This window comes from Xylanibacter brevis ATCC 19188, assembly GCF_000621725.1.
Taxonomy (GTDB): domain Bacteria; phylum Bacteroidota; class Bacteroidia; order Bacteroidales; family Bacteroidaceae; genus Prevotella; species Prevotella brevis.
On the sequence record NZ_JHXM01000012.1, the window covers coordinates 106,663 to 122,445 of the forward strand.

The 15,783-nt window shown below is 49.1% G+C and carries 11 protein-coding genes, 1 tRNA gene and 1 pseudogene; 6 read left to right on the forward strand and 7 right to left on the reverse strand.

Going from position 1 to position 15,783, the window contains the following annotated elements; translation table 11 throughout:
* Nucleotides 1-64: 64 nt before the first annotated feature.
* Nucleotides 65-712: pseudogene (locus T433_RS0108170) on the forward strand (3'-5' exonuclease); the annotation flags it as partial.
* 97 nt (nt 713-809) lie between these two features.
* On the opposite strand, the gene T433_RS0108175 reads toward T433_RS0108170, so the two are convergent.
* Together T433_RS0108175 and T433_RS0108180 are read right to left on the reverse strand one after the other, a co-directional pair.
* A complete protein-coding gene (locus T433_RS0108175) occupies nt 810-5,642 on the reverse strand; it encodes a C10 family peptidase (protein ID WP_027455469.1) in 4,833 nt (1,610 codons plus the stop codon).
* A complete protein-coding gene (locus T433_RS0108180) occupies nt 5,639-6,112 on the reverse strand; it encodes a hypothetical protein (RefSeq protein WP_027455470.1) in 474 nt (157 codons plus the stop codon). The genes T433_RS0108175 and T433_RS0108180 overlap by 4 nt, the downstream gene beginning before the upstream one ends.
* 488 nt (nt 6,113-6,600) lie before the next feature.
* Here T433_RS0108180 and T433_RS0108185 point away from each other — a divergent pair, with 488 nt between their 5' ends.
* Nucleotides 6,601-6,915 carry a nucleotidyltransferase domain-containing protein gene (locus tag T433_RS0108185; RefSeq protein WP_027455471.1) on the forward strand — a complete coding sequence of 105 codons (315 nt, stop codon included), beginning with the start codon at nt 6,601-6,603 and terminating at the stop codon, nt 6,913-6,915.
* The gene (locus tag T433_RS0108190; RefSeq protein WP_027455472.1) at nt 6,912-7,319 is read left to right on the forward strand and encodes a HEPN domain-containing protein; all 408 of its coding nucleotides are present in this window, start codon (nt 6,912-6,914) and stop codon (nt 7,317-7,319) included. Before T433_RS0108185 ends, T433_RS0108190 begins: the two co-directional genes overlap by 4 nt.
* Before the next feature lie 14 nt (nt 7,320-7,333).
* Here T433_RS0108190 and T433_RS0108195 read toward each other — a convergent pair whose 3' ends face one another.
* The 3 genes from T433_RS0108195 to T433_RS0108205 all read right to left on the reverse strand — a co-directional run bounded on the left by T433_RS0108195 (nt 7,334) and on the right by T433_RS0108205 (nt 9,900).
* Nucleotides 7,334-7,507 carry a hypothetical protein gene (locus T433_RS0108195; RefSeq protein ID WP_155808437.1) on the reverse strand — a complete coding sequence of 58 codons (174 nt, stop codon included), beginning with the start codon at nt 7,505-7,507 and terminating at the stop codon, nt 7,334-7,336.
* A gap of 710 nt (nt 7,508-8,217) precedes the next feature.
* Nucleotides 8,218-8,302: transfer RNA gene (locus T433_RS0108200), tRNA-Leu, on the reverse strand.
* A gap of 575 nt (nt 8,303-8,877) precedes the next feature.
* The gene (locus T433_RS0108205; protein ID WP_027455474.1) at nt 8,878-9,900 is read right to left on the reverse strand and encodes an aspartate-semialdehyde dehydrogenase; all 1,023 of its coding nucleotides are present in this window, start codon (nt 9,898-9,900) and stop codon (nt 8,878-8,880) included.
* A 178-nt stretch (nt 9,901-10,078) separates the two neighbouring features.
* Between T433_RS0108205 and T433_RS15005 the strand changes: the two genes are divergently transcribed.
* Genes T433_RS15005 through T433_RS0108220 form a run of 3 tightly spaced genes read left to right on the forward strand, consistent with a single transcriptional unit; the run spans nt 10,079 to nt 13,783 of the window.
* On the forward strand, nt 10,079-12,226 hold the full coding sequence (locus T433_RS15005; RefSeq protein ID WP_044109495.1) for a cation:proton antiporter: 2,148 nt from the start codon (nt 10,079-10,081) through the stop codon (nt 12,224-12,226).
* A complete protein-coding gene (locus tag T433_RS0108215; protein ID WP_027455475.1) occupies nt 12,219-12,908 on the forward strand; it encodes an ABC transporter ATP-binding protein in 690 nt (229 codons plus the stop codon). The genes T433_RS15005 and T433_RS0108215 overlap by 8 nt, the downstream gene beginning before the upstream one ends.
* The gene (locus T433_RS0108220) at nt 12,905-13,783 is read left to right on the forward strand and encodes a CvfB family protein (RefSeq protein WP_027455476.1); all 879 of its coding nucleotides are present in this window, start codon (nt 12,905-12,907) and stop codon (nt 13,781-13,783) included. The genes T433_RS0108215 and T433_RS0108220 overlap by 4 nt, the downstream gene beginning before the upstream one ends.
* Before the next feature lie 68 nt (nt 13,784-13,851).
* On the opposite strand, the gene T433_RS0108225 is transcribed toward T433_RS0108220, so the two are convergent.
* On the reverse strand, nt 13,852-14,781 hold the full coding sequence (locus tag T433_RS0108225; protein ID WP_155808438.1) for a hypothetical protein: 930 nt from the start codon (nt 14,779-14,781) through the stop codon (nt 13,852-13,854).
* A gap of 158 nt (nt 14,782-14,939) precedes the next feature.
* The gene (locus T433_RS0108230; protein ID WP_081778420.1) at nt 14,940-15,761 is read right to left on the reverse strand and encodes an alpha/beta hydrolase; all 822 of its coding nucleotides are present in this window, start codon (nt 15,759-15,761) and stop codon (nt 14,940-14,942) included.
* Between the last annotated feature and the right edge of the window lie 22 nt (nt 15,762-15,783).

Genomic DNA, 15,783 nt, shown 5'->3' on the forward strand with positions numbered 1-15,783 from the left:
ACAATACTTTAAGATTTTAAGGATATGGCACAGAGTTGTGTCAGGAACCTGGTACATGACACACACGGTCTTTGTGGTAGGTCTCGAAGAGAATATCTTCCCTTCACCCATGTGTACCGACTCCATGCGTGCCCTCGAAGAAGAGCGTCGCTTGCTCTATGTTGCCATCACCCGTGCCGAGAAGCATTGCATCCTCACCTGCGCACAGAACCGTTTCCGTTTCGGACGTGTGGAGTACGACACCCCCTCACGTTTCATTCGCGATATCGACCCCTCGTTGCTCTATGTCGATTCCGCCAAGGAAGTGCCCGAGCGCGACTACGGCACCAGTCGTTTGCCGTGGACCCAGAATCCCCGTCCCGTGGCGTCGCAGTTCAAGGCCGACCCCATGCCCCGCCAGGTGGCACCCCGCAGACCGGAGCCTGCCGTGGATCCCTTCTCCGACAGCTTCAAGAAACGGCTCGTCAGGGAGAGTGGGGGACGCTTCAAACCCGTGCGTGCGCAAGTCCCGGCTATGTCCTCAGCCCCAGTCCCTGCCTCTTCGTCTGCCGCCCTTCGCGAAGGCAACGTCATCGAGCATCAGCGCTTCGGCATAGGTACCGTCGTCAAGGTAGAGGGAAGTGGTGAGAACGAGAAGGCCACCGTTCAGTTCCGCAATCTCGGCACCAAGCAGCTCCTCCTTAAGTTTGCCAAGTTCAAGATTATCTCGTAAAATTGGCAATTCATTTGGAAAACGACTAAATAACTGCAATACAAAATGTGTCATGTACCTGATTACCTAGTACATGACACATCTGATTACGGGGGATTTACTCCAATCGTGTTGTGTATTTCAGCGTTACTGTTCCCTGACGATTTATCTCGGTTGTTTTAATGTCGTCAATAGTGACGTGCTGTTCGAAGGTGCCCTGAGTACCCTGAATAGCGAAATGGTCCCAGTCGACATTCTCCACACGGTCCACCACGAGGGCGGTAATATCGTAGGTGCCGGCACCCGTATAGCTGACAACATAGGTGCCTTCTTCCTCGGCAGGCGTCAGCGTGAAGTCGCAGTCTATCTTGTGTGTCAGCGTGCCAGAGAGAACATCGTTGTTGTTAAAGAGATACATCGTATTTCCAAGATCCTTGCTGTTGAAAGCATTCATGAAGTCCTCAAGTTTGTTTTCCGTGAACTTGTAGGTGGTATTGATGGTGAACTTGCCTGTGCCTGTGTTGCCCTCCATCATGCCGACGATATCATCACCAATCTTGATGTGACCAGATTTGTCAACAGTAATGAAATCATGCCGTTTGAAGAATCGTTCTATCTCCGTCTGGAAGCGTGAGTTCTTGTGTAGGACATCATTAAGCAAGAAGCTACCTTCATCAATACCGCCCTCATAATATTCCTTCTCTCCGCCGCTGAATTTCGACTTTGTACCAGCAAAGGTAGCTGGGAATGTTATTTGGGCTGGATCGTAAACAAGTGAGAGATTCATCAGGCGAGGCACTTCTATCTCCATGCCACCTGTGGCGAGGTCGAAATAAATGTGCTGTTTGCCTGTGCCTTCAGGAATCTGGAAGTTGAACGTCTTCTGTTCCACGCCGTCACGGTTGTAGAGCGTTACTTGTGTCTTCATCTTGTTCTTCACAAGGGCATATTCGGTGAAATAGCCATATCCTAGCGTTCCGTTGTCCTTAATAGTCATCTCCCAGCTCTTAGCATCGCTGACAGAACTGGGCAATTCGGTGAAGCGAACTTTCCAACCTGCGAACTTCGATTTCTCGCCTTCTTTCCACGAGGAGTCTGTAAAACGCAGGCTCAGCTCGGTATTCATCATGTCGGCCACGTCTTTCAGCGCTTTGTGGTAACGGTTCTCCGATTCCACCCTAATAGCGTCTCTGATAGCTTCAATGACTATCCCCAGCTCGCCATTCATCAGTTCGGCAAAATATTCGTTGCTGATTTGTTCTTTTATCCAGGGTTCGCTATCAATATCGTGTGTAGAATAAAGACCACGCATCTTTGCCTCGCCATAAGCAGATTGTCTGACGGATTCGTTGTCATCCCAGAATCGATTGCAATACATCCTTACCGACTGTTCGACATATGCATCCAGCTGATTCTTATTCATCTTTCCCTCAGCAAACACAGGGTATAAGTAGTCATACCAGTCTTTAGGCGTGCGGAAATATCTGTGCGGATATTTTTGATTGCCCGTATTCAAATCAGCATTACCATCATAATACTTGGAAAAGCCATTCAAGTCGTCATAACCAGCCTTGCTATAATAATAATGGTATGCCTCACGGAAATATTCGCGTGTGGCGTTTTGGATGGTTGTACCAAACTTATTCAGCGCAATACCAATAAAGGCAACACCAGCCATCGATACCGTCATGACAGGCGTGCCGATATAGGCGGACGCTTTTCCGACAGCATAGTTCATGATAGTGCTCAGCGTGTTAGATGCCACCCCAACGTTGTCGCCCTTGATATCGGCTGCTGCCACGTCGAGGATGCTTAGTGCTGTTCCTAAATAACCCATTCTCTCAGAGAGCTTGTCGAGCTTTTCAGGGCGGAAGTCATATAATGCTTCTCCCACGCCACGTACTACGTTCCAGACTCCATCCAATCCAACGCTCTGCCAGAACTGGAAGTCGCTCTTGAACTCCTGAATCATCTTGTCGTCAGGATCATCCGAAGAAACTATCTTCAGCAGTTTCTGCATGGCCTCGTCGAAAGTGTATATATGTGGAGAAAGTTCATAGAAATTGAGAGTGGCTTTCATCGACCCATCATCTAAGGTATAGAATATGCTAAAGGTGGAAAGATGATTCGTTTTAATGGTGATGGTGCCCGTCGCTTCATCGTAAGAGAAACATACGGGTTCCCATTCTCCAGTTTTTGTGTTGTAGTAAGCTGCATGTGGAATTTCGTCAGCACTTAGCGACACGGGGATGGTGATGTCGGCAACGCCACTCAGCTGATGTTCACCATTCGACAGGCTCAAATCTACAGCAAAGCCACGAGTGACACCCTCCACTACTTGAGGTTTCAGAAGCATATTGCGCACACACAACTGTACATCGTCATCAATACAGGTGGAGCTGAAGCGCACGGAGCATTTCTGGGCATCCACGGTGAACGTAGAGTCGTTCAGGGCAAACACCTCGGCGTTCTCATACACAAAGCCCGGCATCCATGAGATGCTGTCAACGGCGGTCACGGTTGTTGTCAGGTCTTCCTTGCCATTACGATGGATAATGACGTGCAGCCCGTCATCGGCAATCTCCATGCCTGTTATCTCGCTCACGGGAATGTTGATGCGTTGCAGTCCATTCTCATCTCTTATGGTCACCACCATGCTGTATTCGCGTTCCTGGTCGGGTAGTGGAGCGAAGTCCTGGTCACCAACGATATTGGGGAAGTGGCACCATCCAGGAGCATTCTGGTAGAGTTCTTCGGTACCATAAGGCACATGCAGCGTGATGTTAGGAGAGTTTTCGAATATTTTCTCGTTAAATGTTGTGTCGTTGATCACGGGCGGCACTTCGTGAAGGCAAGTCAGGCTGCCAAGCGTCTCGCAATGGATAAAGGCATTGTCTAGCTCCAATATGGTATTGGGAATTGTCACCTCGTAGTAGTAGCTTCCAAAAGATGTTGGTCTTGAGGTTATGCTACCGGGCTCCATCTTCACCATGTTCGTTGGTAATTCCAGTAAACTTCCACCTACATCAGAATAGACGGGCATAAGCAGAATGAGGCTTGACTTATTCTTGTTGAATAGGAATGCGCCACCACCCGAGAAATAAGGATTCTCATCAGAAACCTCAAGGCTTGCCAACGCGCCATAGGCCGTAAGGGCATTGTTAAATGCCGTAGGTTCAATATGTCTGAGCGTAGCGGGAATCTTGAAGTTGTCCCTTGGGAAACGGGCACCGGCAAAGGCTCTTTCGCCGACGCTCACCAAGTGTGAGAATACCGGCTCTTTGTCCACGAACGTAGCACTAAAGAAGGCTGAATCACCCAGCGAGGTGATGCACCCCAGCCACTCACCACAATCGGGCTTCGAGATGGCAAAGGCTGCGTCGCCAACTTCAAATGCAGGGCTACGGCTAACAACCTCTGTGAGTGGACACATATAGAAGGCTTTCTTTCCTATGCGACGTACATTCTTGCCGATGGTGAGCTTCTTGACGCCAGTCAGTTGGAAAGCGTTGTCGGGTACTTGCTCCAACTTGTCACTCAGCACCACTTCGTTGATTCTGGTATTGGCAAAGGAGAATGGATCTACAGACTCGATGTTGTCTCCCATTATCACCTTCTCAAATTGTCCTTTCCCATAGAATGCCATTCGGCGAATGCGTGTGACCTTATAGACTGTTTCGTCTGTGTCGGTTACAGTAGAGGGAATGTTGAGCGTAACGCCGTCACCACCCGTCTTCATACAATCTATAATAGTGGCGAGACCTGTCTCCTTGACCAGTTCATACTTGTAATCGCCAATCACCTTGACGGCTGGGTCGTATGGACGAATGCCTGTATAGAGATACACATCGGCAAAAAAACTGCAGATGGCATTTTTGTAAAAGCCATCACCATCGCCTCCCCAACCATAGTTGAAATGGAAGTAGTTGGTCGATGTATAGCCATCGCAAACCAAAGCATGAGGTTCTCCTACCATTCCGCCGCCACAATAGAGCATGGGACGCTGCTTGTCGAGTTCTGCCCTCATGACATCCAGCAATCCTGATGCCAGAGAATCACGATGCAGCTCAATGCCATATTCGTCATCAAGGTTATACCCAAAGTTCGTGACCAGCGGCTCATAAATAAACGGGGTTCTGCTTGCCTCAGGAGTATAATCCGTGCCGAATGCCTTACCAATGTCGGCCATCAATTGAGCCACAGCAACAGCCTGCTCGTAGTTATAGGTCACAACCTCTTCTTGGTAGCCCTCTTCGTCCTTTGAGTAATACATGTCGTAGCGGTCAACCATTTTGTCCCAGTCGTAGACATGACCCGAGAAATCCACATCTTTATCATTTACACGGATTTTTCCCATCGACTCCTTTGGCCACTCCCAATAGTTCATCAGCTGAGCGATGGCCACAGGACCGCACCCCGCAGGACATCCCTCAGGACAAAACATATTAAAGGGAGCCGCCTGATCCCACGTTGTTGTCAGTAACGGACCAACCATCACGGTACCCATGTCGGCTTTTGCCTTTTGAGAAGATGGCGATGCAAGTGCAGGATTCTTTCGCAGCTTGTCAATAGCATCGGAATAAAAGCTAAGCAGGTCTTTCAACTGAACGGGACAGCTGTCGTAGGAGAACGAGCCGTGGTCACAATAGCCCAGCACCTCACAGTCCGTGCCGCTCTCGCCCGACACAATCACAAAACCTTGGTCGTTGCCAAGATTTACGACATACACATTGTCTTTGTTGGCAGCCACCTTCGACTGTAGGGCATGAGCCATCTTCGGCATCAAAGTATGCTTCGGAGCACGATAGCCCTTAACCTTAGCCATACTAGGCTGACTATTGACAACAAACTGGGAGGCTATCTGAATAGCTTGATCTTCGGAGATGTCCTCGGCAAATACTGCATTCGTGACAAGGAATGCGGCGAACAATATGAAAAGGATCTTCTTCATGGCTTGCGGAATTTAAATGAACAATGGTCGGTTTTCATCACATAGACTTGCTTACGAAGTCCGTTAAGAGAAATCGTGGCGCAACCCTTATCGTCGGTACGCAACTGACATGTTTTCTTGCCTTTCAGGTCGAATACCATAAGCTGCGCACCAGGCTTGCAACCCGTAACAACAATGGCATTGCCCTGAAAACGGAACTTCGCATTGACTATTTGCTCTTCAATGCGCGAAGGATCATCCCATGCTGTGTCAAACGTCAGCTTCTTCAACTTATAGAGAGGATACTGAACAGCCGTCTTGCGAGTGGTCAGCACCAGCTCGTTGTCGCTATAGGTTACAACGGGCTTCTCTGTAAAGGAAAACACGGTTACCTGTCCATCCTGCTGATGAACGGCAAGGGAATTTTGGGCACTCACGGTTGACGCCGACAACATGAGTGACATGGTTAGTAGTATTGTCTTGACTTCCATAATGTTATAGATTTGCGACAAAGATACGAATTATAATTTGAAAAAACAAGCAAATAAGACCAAAAATTATCGTCACCACTTCTAAAGTGCTACTATTCGATGCGTAAAGTGCCACTATTCGATGCGTAAAGTGGCACTTTGTGAACAGTAAACAAACACTCCAAGAATAAATAATAGCTATAATTCGTGCGATTATAGCTATTATTTATTGAATTATAGCTATAATTTGATTTCGAATTCTGGCCATTATTTTCTAAATTCCGGCCAGAATTAATTAAATTTTGGCCAAAATTCTTTTCAGCCCTCAAACGCTTGCTTCGTCATCTGCCAGGTTCTGGACGGCAATGTGGGAAGAATAACGGCACGCTACCGCGTGGAAATTGATCAAAATTGGGCTCAAAAATACTCAGTTCATGGCAAAAGTAAAAATCCAATGAATAATTTTGGAAGTTCAGATTTTCTTTTTATCTTTGCAAAAAGAATAAATTATGAGAAGACCAGAGATTGTTCAGCAGATTAAACAGACCATAGAAAGAACAGAACCTACGGCAAAGGCAATTCTTTATGGTTCAGAAGCACGAGGTGATGCGCGTGCCGATAGCGATATTGATGTGCTGATACTGCTCGATGGTGATAAGAGAAATTTTCGTAGAGAGGAGGCGTTGTCAGGCGCATTATACGATTTAGAACTCAATACAGGCATTCTTATCAGTCCCATGATAATGCTCCGTAAACAATGGGAGAATCGCCCCTTTAAAACCCCTTTCTATGTGAACGTTATGAATGAAGGGATAAAGTTATGAAAGAGACTTTAGATGAACAAAGCCGAGAGGCACTTATACAATACAGGCTTGATAGAGCTGACGAGACACTCAATGAGGTTGAGATTCTTGCTAAGGAAGCACATTTTAATGCTGCTGCTAATCGGTTGTATTATGCATGCTATTATGCAGTTTCTGCACTTCTTGTTGCAAATGGCTTGAACACACAATCTCATGCTGGAGCTAAGACTTTATTAGGATTACATTTTGTATCTAAAGGCTTGCTTTCAAATGAATATGGCAAGACTTTTAGTCGATTATTCGAAATCCGTCATAGTGGAGACTATGATGATTTTGTCTATTGCGATAAGGAAATGATAGATGAGTATACTCCCAAAGTGGAAGATTTTATTCATGCAATCAAAACTCTTCTAGGAAAGTCTTAAAGGTACATCATCCGTTAAGTTCGGGAAGCATTTTTTCTATACGTAATAGCATTTGCGCCTACACGCGGAGGCTTTTTCCTCTCGTGTAGGCGCAAATCGTAGATGGTTACGCCTTTTTTCTCGATAGCCATTTTTGCAGCAACCGCACGTCTTTTCATCGAAAAAGCAATTTTCGAATCGTTTTTCATGCCTTTTTTGCTGAAAAACAGAAACGATTTGTGCCTTTTAGAGGGAATAGTAATCAATGGAGTGGGGTGTTGGTAAAGTGTAAGTTGTTGATATTCTGACTTTTAGACGAGGATAAAGTGTTCGTGCGTTCCAGTTCCAGTTGTTCCAGTTTTATTTTTGGCAGTTCCATTACCCCTGTTTCTATATATAACTATCTATATATTAATTAGTTATGAATATATAATAAGGGGGTTCGTCTCTCAAATTTTAATTGGAACAACTGGAACTGGAACAACTTTTATGTAGATTCCTTGTCCTTGTCATTTTTCCTACAAAGCAATTTTTTCCTGTAAATAGAAGGAAGATTGTAATTTTTATACTATCTTTGCATTCAACTACTGGAACGTAGTCTGCCGCAAGGCAATTCCAAAAGGGCTTTAGCGTAAGCCGCCAGTAGGATTTTTGAGGGTAAATAATAACTGCTAATGCTGTTATTATTTACCCTCAAAAATCGCACCCCACCCTGCTCTCAGGGAATCATGCCAAGGCATGGGTTGTCTACAACCGTCGGGAAATACTTGCGACAAAGGTACAAAGAAACAAGAACAATACAAAACAATTTGATATTAATTTTGGTTTTCTTCGGTTTTTGTTTTATCACGGGGGATACAAGGGGAGAATAGAAAAGAGGAAACCAAAGGCTTGAACACAAGCACGTTGATTTCCTCTTTGGTGCGCCTGACAGGACTCGAACCTGCACGTCGCGAGACACTAGATCCTAAGTCTAGCGCGTCTACCAATTCCGCCACAGGCGCATTTTGTCGCGTTAGCGGATGCAAAAGTACTATTTTTTACTGAAACAGCCAAATAAATCATCAGAAATTTAGCTTGACTAGGATGCTCATTCGCCCTGTTTTAGCCCCCAATAGCGCCACTATTATGGAGCAAGAATTATGCTCTTCACATGCAATAGTTTAGCTCTTCATCCAACTCTAGACTCTAGAAAGGTGGATTCTAGACTCTAGAATGGTGCGATCTAGACTCTAGAATGGTGCGATCTAGACTCTAGAACGGGAGCAAAAGTGGCACTATTGCGAGTCAAAAGTGGCACTATTGCAAATTAATAGTGCCACTATTAGGTGGCGAAAGTGGCACTATTGGGGAGCGCAACGGCCCTGATGCAGCTAGAGGAAAAGAGAAGTCTGGCGCTCTCAGAACACCGATAGCATCGGCAGTTCTGGCAACACCAGACTCTTATAAAAGGTTTCAGTTATTATTTTCTTATGTCATTCAAGCTCCGCTTGACTTGGAGATAAAAGGAGATAGAGGGACAGCGGCTACCTTCCTTTATCTACGTATATCTACTCAACATAATTCTATTATGTCGTCCTTACGCGAAGCAAGGCAGAGCCTTCTCTTTCACCAGGTACTCGCCAATCTGAACAGCGTTGAGGGCTGCACCCTTGCGAATCTGGTCGCCACTGAGCCAGAAGGTCAGGCCATTCTCGTCGGCCAGGTCTTTGCGCACACGACCTACGAAGACATCGTCCTTGCCGGCAGTCTCCAGCGGCATGGGATAGGTCAATGTGGCGGGATCGTCAACCAGCGTGCAGCCGGGAGCGGCAGCGATGGCTTTCTGGGCATCCTCGACAGAGATGGGTGCCTCGGTCTCGATCCACACCGACTCAGAGTGAGAGCGCAGCGAGCTGACGCGCACACACATGGCCGAGCACTTGGCATCGGTATGCATAATCTTGCGTGTCTCGTTGTACATCTTCATCTCTTCCTTGGTATAGCCGTTGGGCTGGAACACGTCGATCTGGGGAATCACATTGTATGCCAGCTGGTGGGGGAATTTCTTGATGGTCTTCACCTCGCCAGTCTCCACAATCTCTTTGTACTGCTGCTGCAGTTCGGCCATAGCAGCGGCACCGGCACCACTGGCGCTCTGGTAAGAGCTGACGTGGATGCGCTTGATGTGCGACAGCTGCTCCAGTGGCTGCAGCACTACTACCATCATGATGGTGGTACAGTTGGGGTTGGCAATGATGCCACGGGGGCGCTTCAGCGCATCCTCAGCATTGCACTCAGGCACAACCAAGGGCACATCGTCGTCCATACGGAAAGCACTCGAGTTGTCGATCATCACGCAGCCATAGCGGGTGATGTCTTCAGCAAACTCTTTTGAGGTGCCAGCACCTGCCGATGTGAAGGCGATATCAATATCCTTGAAATCGTCGCCATGCTTCAGCAGTTTCACTTCGATATCCTTACCACGGAACTTATATGTACGACCAGCCGAACGCTCGGAGCCAAACAATACCAGTTCATCCATGGGGAAGTTTCTCTCATCGAGCAGTCTCAGGAACTCCTGTCCCACTGCTCCACTTGCACCTACAATAGCTACTTTCATCTTGCTTAATTTTTATTTGGTTCGTAAAATTCGGCTGCAAAGTTACGAATAAACATACAAAATACAAAGAATAATTGGTTTTTTTTTCATTGTTATTGCTTTATAATTTCTGTTGACAAGAAAAAAAATGGTGGCAACAGGAAAGATTTAAACAATAATTCGTACCTTTGCACTTGAAATGATACTATTAGCCACATATTTCCCCATTGCCGACCCCACGCTGATATTCTTCGTGGTGCTGCTGATTGTCTTGTTTGCACCCATCATCATGGGTAAATTGCGCATCCCGCACATTATCGGCATGGTGCTGGCTGGTATCCTGATAGGTCCCTACGGACTCAACGTGCTGCAGCGCGACGAGTCGTTCGAGCTGTTTGGGCGCGTGGGCATCTTCTACATCATGTTCCTGGCCGGACTGGAGATGGACCTGGAGAGCGTGAAGAAGAACACCAAGCGCTTCATCATCTTTGGACTGCTGACGTGCGTCATCCCGCTGATGCTCACCTACGTGATGTCAATGACGCTGCTGGGCTACAGCGGCAAGGCTTCGTTTCTGCTGGGCTGCATCATGGCATCCAACACGCTGATAGCCTACCCCATCATAGGGCGCTACGGTCTGCAGCGCAACTCGAGCGTGATGCTCAGCGTGGGCTCGTCGATGATATCGCTGTTTCTGTCGCTGGTGATGCTGGCTGCGCTGGTGGGCACGTTCGACGAGAACAGTGGCGTGGTGTTCTGGCTGCTGTTTGCAGTAAAACTGGCGGTCTATATGGCCGGCTGCATCTACCTGATACCGCGACTGACGCGCTACTTCCTGCGCCGCTATAGCGACCGCGTGATGCAGTACATCTTCATCATGGCGGTGATGTTCCTCAGCGCAGCACTGTCAAGTCTGATTGGACTGGAAGGCATCTTCGGCGCCTTCTTCTCGGGTTTGATACTGAACAGATACATACCCCATGTGTCGCCGCTGATGAACCGTATCGAGTTCATTGGCAACGCACTGTTCATCCCCTACTTTCTGATTGGTGTGGGCATGCTCATTGACCTACACTCTGTGCTCGACAGCGCTCAGGTGATAGGCATCGTGCTGCTCATCGCCTTCTTTGGCACGTTTGGAAAAGCACTGGCCGCCTATACCTCGGCCATCATCTTCCGTCTGCCCAAAGCCGAGGGCCACATGATGTTCGGACTGACATCGGCCCATGCTGCTGGCGCCATCGCCATGACCATGGTGGGCATGCGCATCGAAGTGGCGCCGGGGGTGATGCTGGTGAACAACGAGATGCTGAACGGCGTGGTACTGATGATACTGGTCACCTGTATCGTCTCGACCATGATGACCGACAAGGCCGCCAAGGAGATCATCTTCCGCGAGAAGCTGAACCTGGACATAGACCACAAGCCGCAGCACGACGACGAGAAGATACTGGTCTGCGTGAAATACCCCGAAATTGCGCCACAACTGGTCTATCTGTCGCTGCTGATGCGCAACGAGAAGCTGAGCCGCGGACTGGTGGCACTGAACGTGGTGTACGACGGACAGAACAGTGCTGTGGAGCGCGAACAGGGACTGCGACTGCTGGAACAGCTGGAGCGACAGGCCAGCGCCTCGGAGGTGATGATGCAGACGCAGGTGCGATTGGCCACCAACATTGCCAACGGCATCAAACATGCCTTCCGCGAGTTTGGATGCTCGGAGATTGTGATGGGCATGCACGTGCATACGGAGGTGTCGCCTAAGTTCTGGGGCGAGTTCATACAAAGCCTCTACAACGGACTGAACCGACAAATCGTGCTGACTCGTTTTGAACAGCCACTGAGCACACTGCGCCGCATACAGGTGGCCGTGCCCTCGCGCGCAGAGTTTGAGCCGGGCTTCCATCGCTGGCTGGAGCGCGTGTGCCGCCTGGCCGGACAGTTGGACTGCCGCATACAGTTTCACGGACGCCAGGAGTCGTTGTCGCTCATAGCACAATACATCAATAATGTTCACCCACACGTACGTGGAGAATACACCCCGATGGGCCACTGGAATGAGTTGCCCAAGCTGGCTGCCGGCATCGGCAAGGACCAGCTCTTCATCGTCATCACTGCCCGTAAGGGTACTATCAGTTATAAAAACGCCTTAGAGCGACTGCCCGACGAGCTGACACAATACTTTGCCGGCACCAACCTCATGATCATCTTCCCCGACCAGTATGGCGACACGAAGGAAGACAGCATGAGCTTCACCGAGGCACAGCACTACGAGGAGAACAGCGTCTATGACATGCTCTCGCGCTGGATTCACACCGCAAGAAAGGCACCAAAGAACAATGATTAAATTAAGAAATATCACCAAGAGTTTTGGCTCACTACAAGTGCTGAAAGGCATCGACCTCGACATTGCGAAAGGCGAGGTGGTGAGCATTGTGGGCCCCAGCGGTGCTGGAAAGACCACGCTGCTGCAAATCATGGGTACACTGGACCGTCCTGACAGTGGTACGGTGTGCGTGGATGGCATCGACACCACCACACTCAGCCAGAAACAGCTGTCAGACTTCCGCAACCGTCATCTGGGATTTGTATTCCAGTTTCACCAGCTGCTGCCCGAGTTCACAGCTCTTGAAAACATCATGATACCGGCCTACATTGCCGGACGATCGAACAAAGAGGCAAAGGAACGCGCCCTGGAACTGCTGCAGTTCATGGGACTCTCTGAGCGCGCCAGTCATAAGCCTGCAGAGCTGTCGGGCGGCGAGAAACAGCGCGTTGCCGTGGCTCGTGCGCTGGTCAACAACCCAGCGGTGATTCTGGCCGACGAGCCCAGCGGTTCGCTCGACTCTAAGAACAAGGCCGAACTGCACCAGCTGTTCTTCGACCTGCGCGACAAGTTCGGACAGACATTTGTCATCGTGACCCACGACGAGGAACTGGCCACGCTGACCGACCGCACCATCCACATGAAAGACGGACTCCTGGAAATAGTAGCTCAAGGAGGAGAAGAAGAAGGAGGAACGATATGATACAACTAGGAAACTACAACACGCTGAAAATCGTGAAGCGCGTGGACTTCGGCCTGTATCTGGACGGAGGCGACGAGGGCGAAATTCTGTTGCCCAAGGGCTATGTGACACCACAGATGAAGATAGGCGACGAGATCAGGGTGTTCGTCTATCTGGATCAGGAAGAGCGCACCGTGGCCACCACCGAGACGCCACTGGCCATCGTTGGCGAGTTTGCCTGTCTTGAAGTGGCATGGATCAACAAGTATGGCGCCTTCATGAAATGGGGACTTCAGAAGGATCTTTTCTGTCCTTTCCGCGAACAGAAACAGCGCATGGAGGTGGGCAAGCACTACATCGTCTATGTGAAAGAAGACGAGGAGAGCCACCGTCTGATGGCCACCGCCAAGGTAGATAAGTACATCAGTCAGGCAGCTGCCAAGTCAAACACGGAGGAGGCTACAGAGAAAACGGCCAAGGGCGACCTGATGAAGCATGGCGACACGTGCGACTGCCTCATCTGGCAGAAGACCGACCTGGGCTTCAAGTGCATTATCAACAACAAGTATCAGGGACTGATCTTCGAGAATCAGGTGTTCCAGCCACTGCACACCGGCGACCGCCTGACGGCCTACATAGACCATGTGCGCCAGGACGGCAAGATAGACATCACGCTGCAGCCCACCGGACGCCAGCACACGCTGGAGTTTGCAGAGGTACTGTTGCGCTATCTCTACGAGAACAACGGCCACTGCGAACTGTCGGACAATAGTCCGGCGGAACTAATCAGCGACCGTTTCAAGGTGTCAAAGAAAGCATTTAAAAAGGCAGTCGGCGATTTGTACCGCCGTCGGCTTATCACCATATCTGATGATGGGATATCATTAGTGCATTAATATTTCAAACTTAACATTTAGTTTTTTCATAAATTTTACCGCTGTCCGTGAGGATGGCGGTTTTTCTTTTAGAAAATACGACCCACAATACGCAGACTCATCATGGGGCACACCTTTACTTTACTGAGTATCTCTACGGCTTTGCTGCCTTCGCCAGAGAGGTCAGACGATTGTAGCTTTTCGTCGCCGTTGGCACCATGCAGATAAACTTCGGGGCTGCCCCAGAACTGTACACCCAGATCGAAGTTGCAAGTCACACGGCTATATCGGGGAACCGCACGACCAAAGCCCACGCCCAGGTACGGACGGAAGTTCTTCACCTTGATACTGGCCTCCAGGTTACCATTGGCATCAGGCTCCAGGAAATAGTCGCCCATGTCGAAACCAACTTTATCCAGCTTACCGCCGTTCATAGCACGGAGGGCAACCAGTTTAGTGAGGTCCTGACTATCATTATTCCAACGGGTGACGCCCATCAGCTCGCCCTCATTCTTGTTATACACCTTGATAATCTTATCGGCACCGAAGTAGGCACCAAGGGTAACACGGAAACTGCTGAGCTGGAAGGGATAGACATCGACCAACACATGGGCTGTTCCCATGTTGAGCTTGCCCTCTACGGTAATCTCGTTTGGAATCTGATAATCCTTGAACTCGGGACTGTTTTGCACCGTGCTGTTCAAATCGGCGAAATCCGTATCGAAATCCACATCCATCTTCAGCTTCGGCAGGAAGTTATAGCCAGCACGAAGAGCCAGGAAGCGTGTTGCCGGTGTAGCCAATTCGAAGCTCAAACCATTCATTACACCAATGCCGACGCCAACGCCCAGATGGTTGAACACGTTGGGAAGCAGACCGTTTCCATCGTTGTCGTCTGCCTGAACCGTCTGTTGCATTGTAGCAAGTTGTACATCTTGCGCAGAGGTCTGCGCCACATTTTGTGCCATGGACTGCATGGTGCCCAGCACCATTGCTCCGATTACCAAAAGTTTTTTCATATCAACAGTATTTTCGTGTGACATTAATGATTTTCTCCTTGCAAAAGTAAAACAATTCTACAATATTTCCAAGATATCTTCCTTTTTTCTTTATCGACAAGACCAAAAGCATCATCGATTACCTGTCAACAGGACAGTCCAGGCCTCACACGTCTGGACTATTTTAGAAATAATTCCAGCTGTTCGACTTCCTGCTGGAACTCGTGAGGTTTGAAGCCATGACCAGCACCGGGGATGACGTGCAGACGGGTGCCCTTGCGGTAGAGCTGCTGCGCCCGACGTGAGTCGTCCATAGACACGATGCGGTCCTGGTCGCCCTGAACAATCAGTACAGGACCACGATATTTGCCGATGATGTCCAAAGGATGCATGTCGTGTATTTCCTCAAAGAAGCGACGTCCCATCTTGACGCCCCACAGTTCGGTGACGTCCTGGATGGCTTCTACCTGCGGATAATACTGGCGCCAGTTGTCGGGGATGCACAGGGCTGGATAGACCAGCACCAGCTGGCTCACCTGCCCTTTCAGTTCGGCAGCGGTCAGTGCCGACACCAGTCCGCCCTGACTCTCGCCAACGAGCACAATGTGGCGGTGGCCCTGACTGCGGAAGTACTTCACGATGGCACGAAGATCGCTCACCTCGTCAAGGATAGACATGTTGAGGGTGTTGTTGTCGGAACGGCTACGCACCGAACCACACGGGAAATCGAAGGTGTAGCACTGATAGCCTTTGCGACTCATCACGTCGAAATAATGACGACCATAATCGAAAGAGCCATTAAAGCCATGGGCGATGATGGCTATCGGTGCCTTTTTTCCTGTGACGGCAGGCGTGAAGAGTTCGCCATAGATGTGGCGACTGCCATTGTCAATCCATAACTCCTGCACACGGCCATTGGCTACGGTGCTTACTTGTTCCGACTGTGCCATAATGGCAAATGGTGTCAGGAACAGAATGATTAGTGTAAGTAGTTTTTTCATTGTTATATAAAAAAAGATTGAG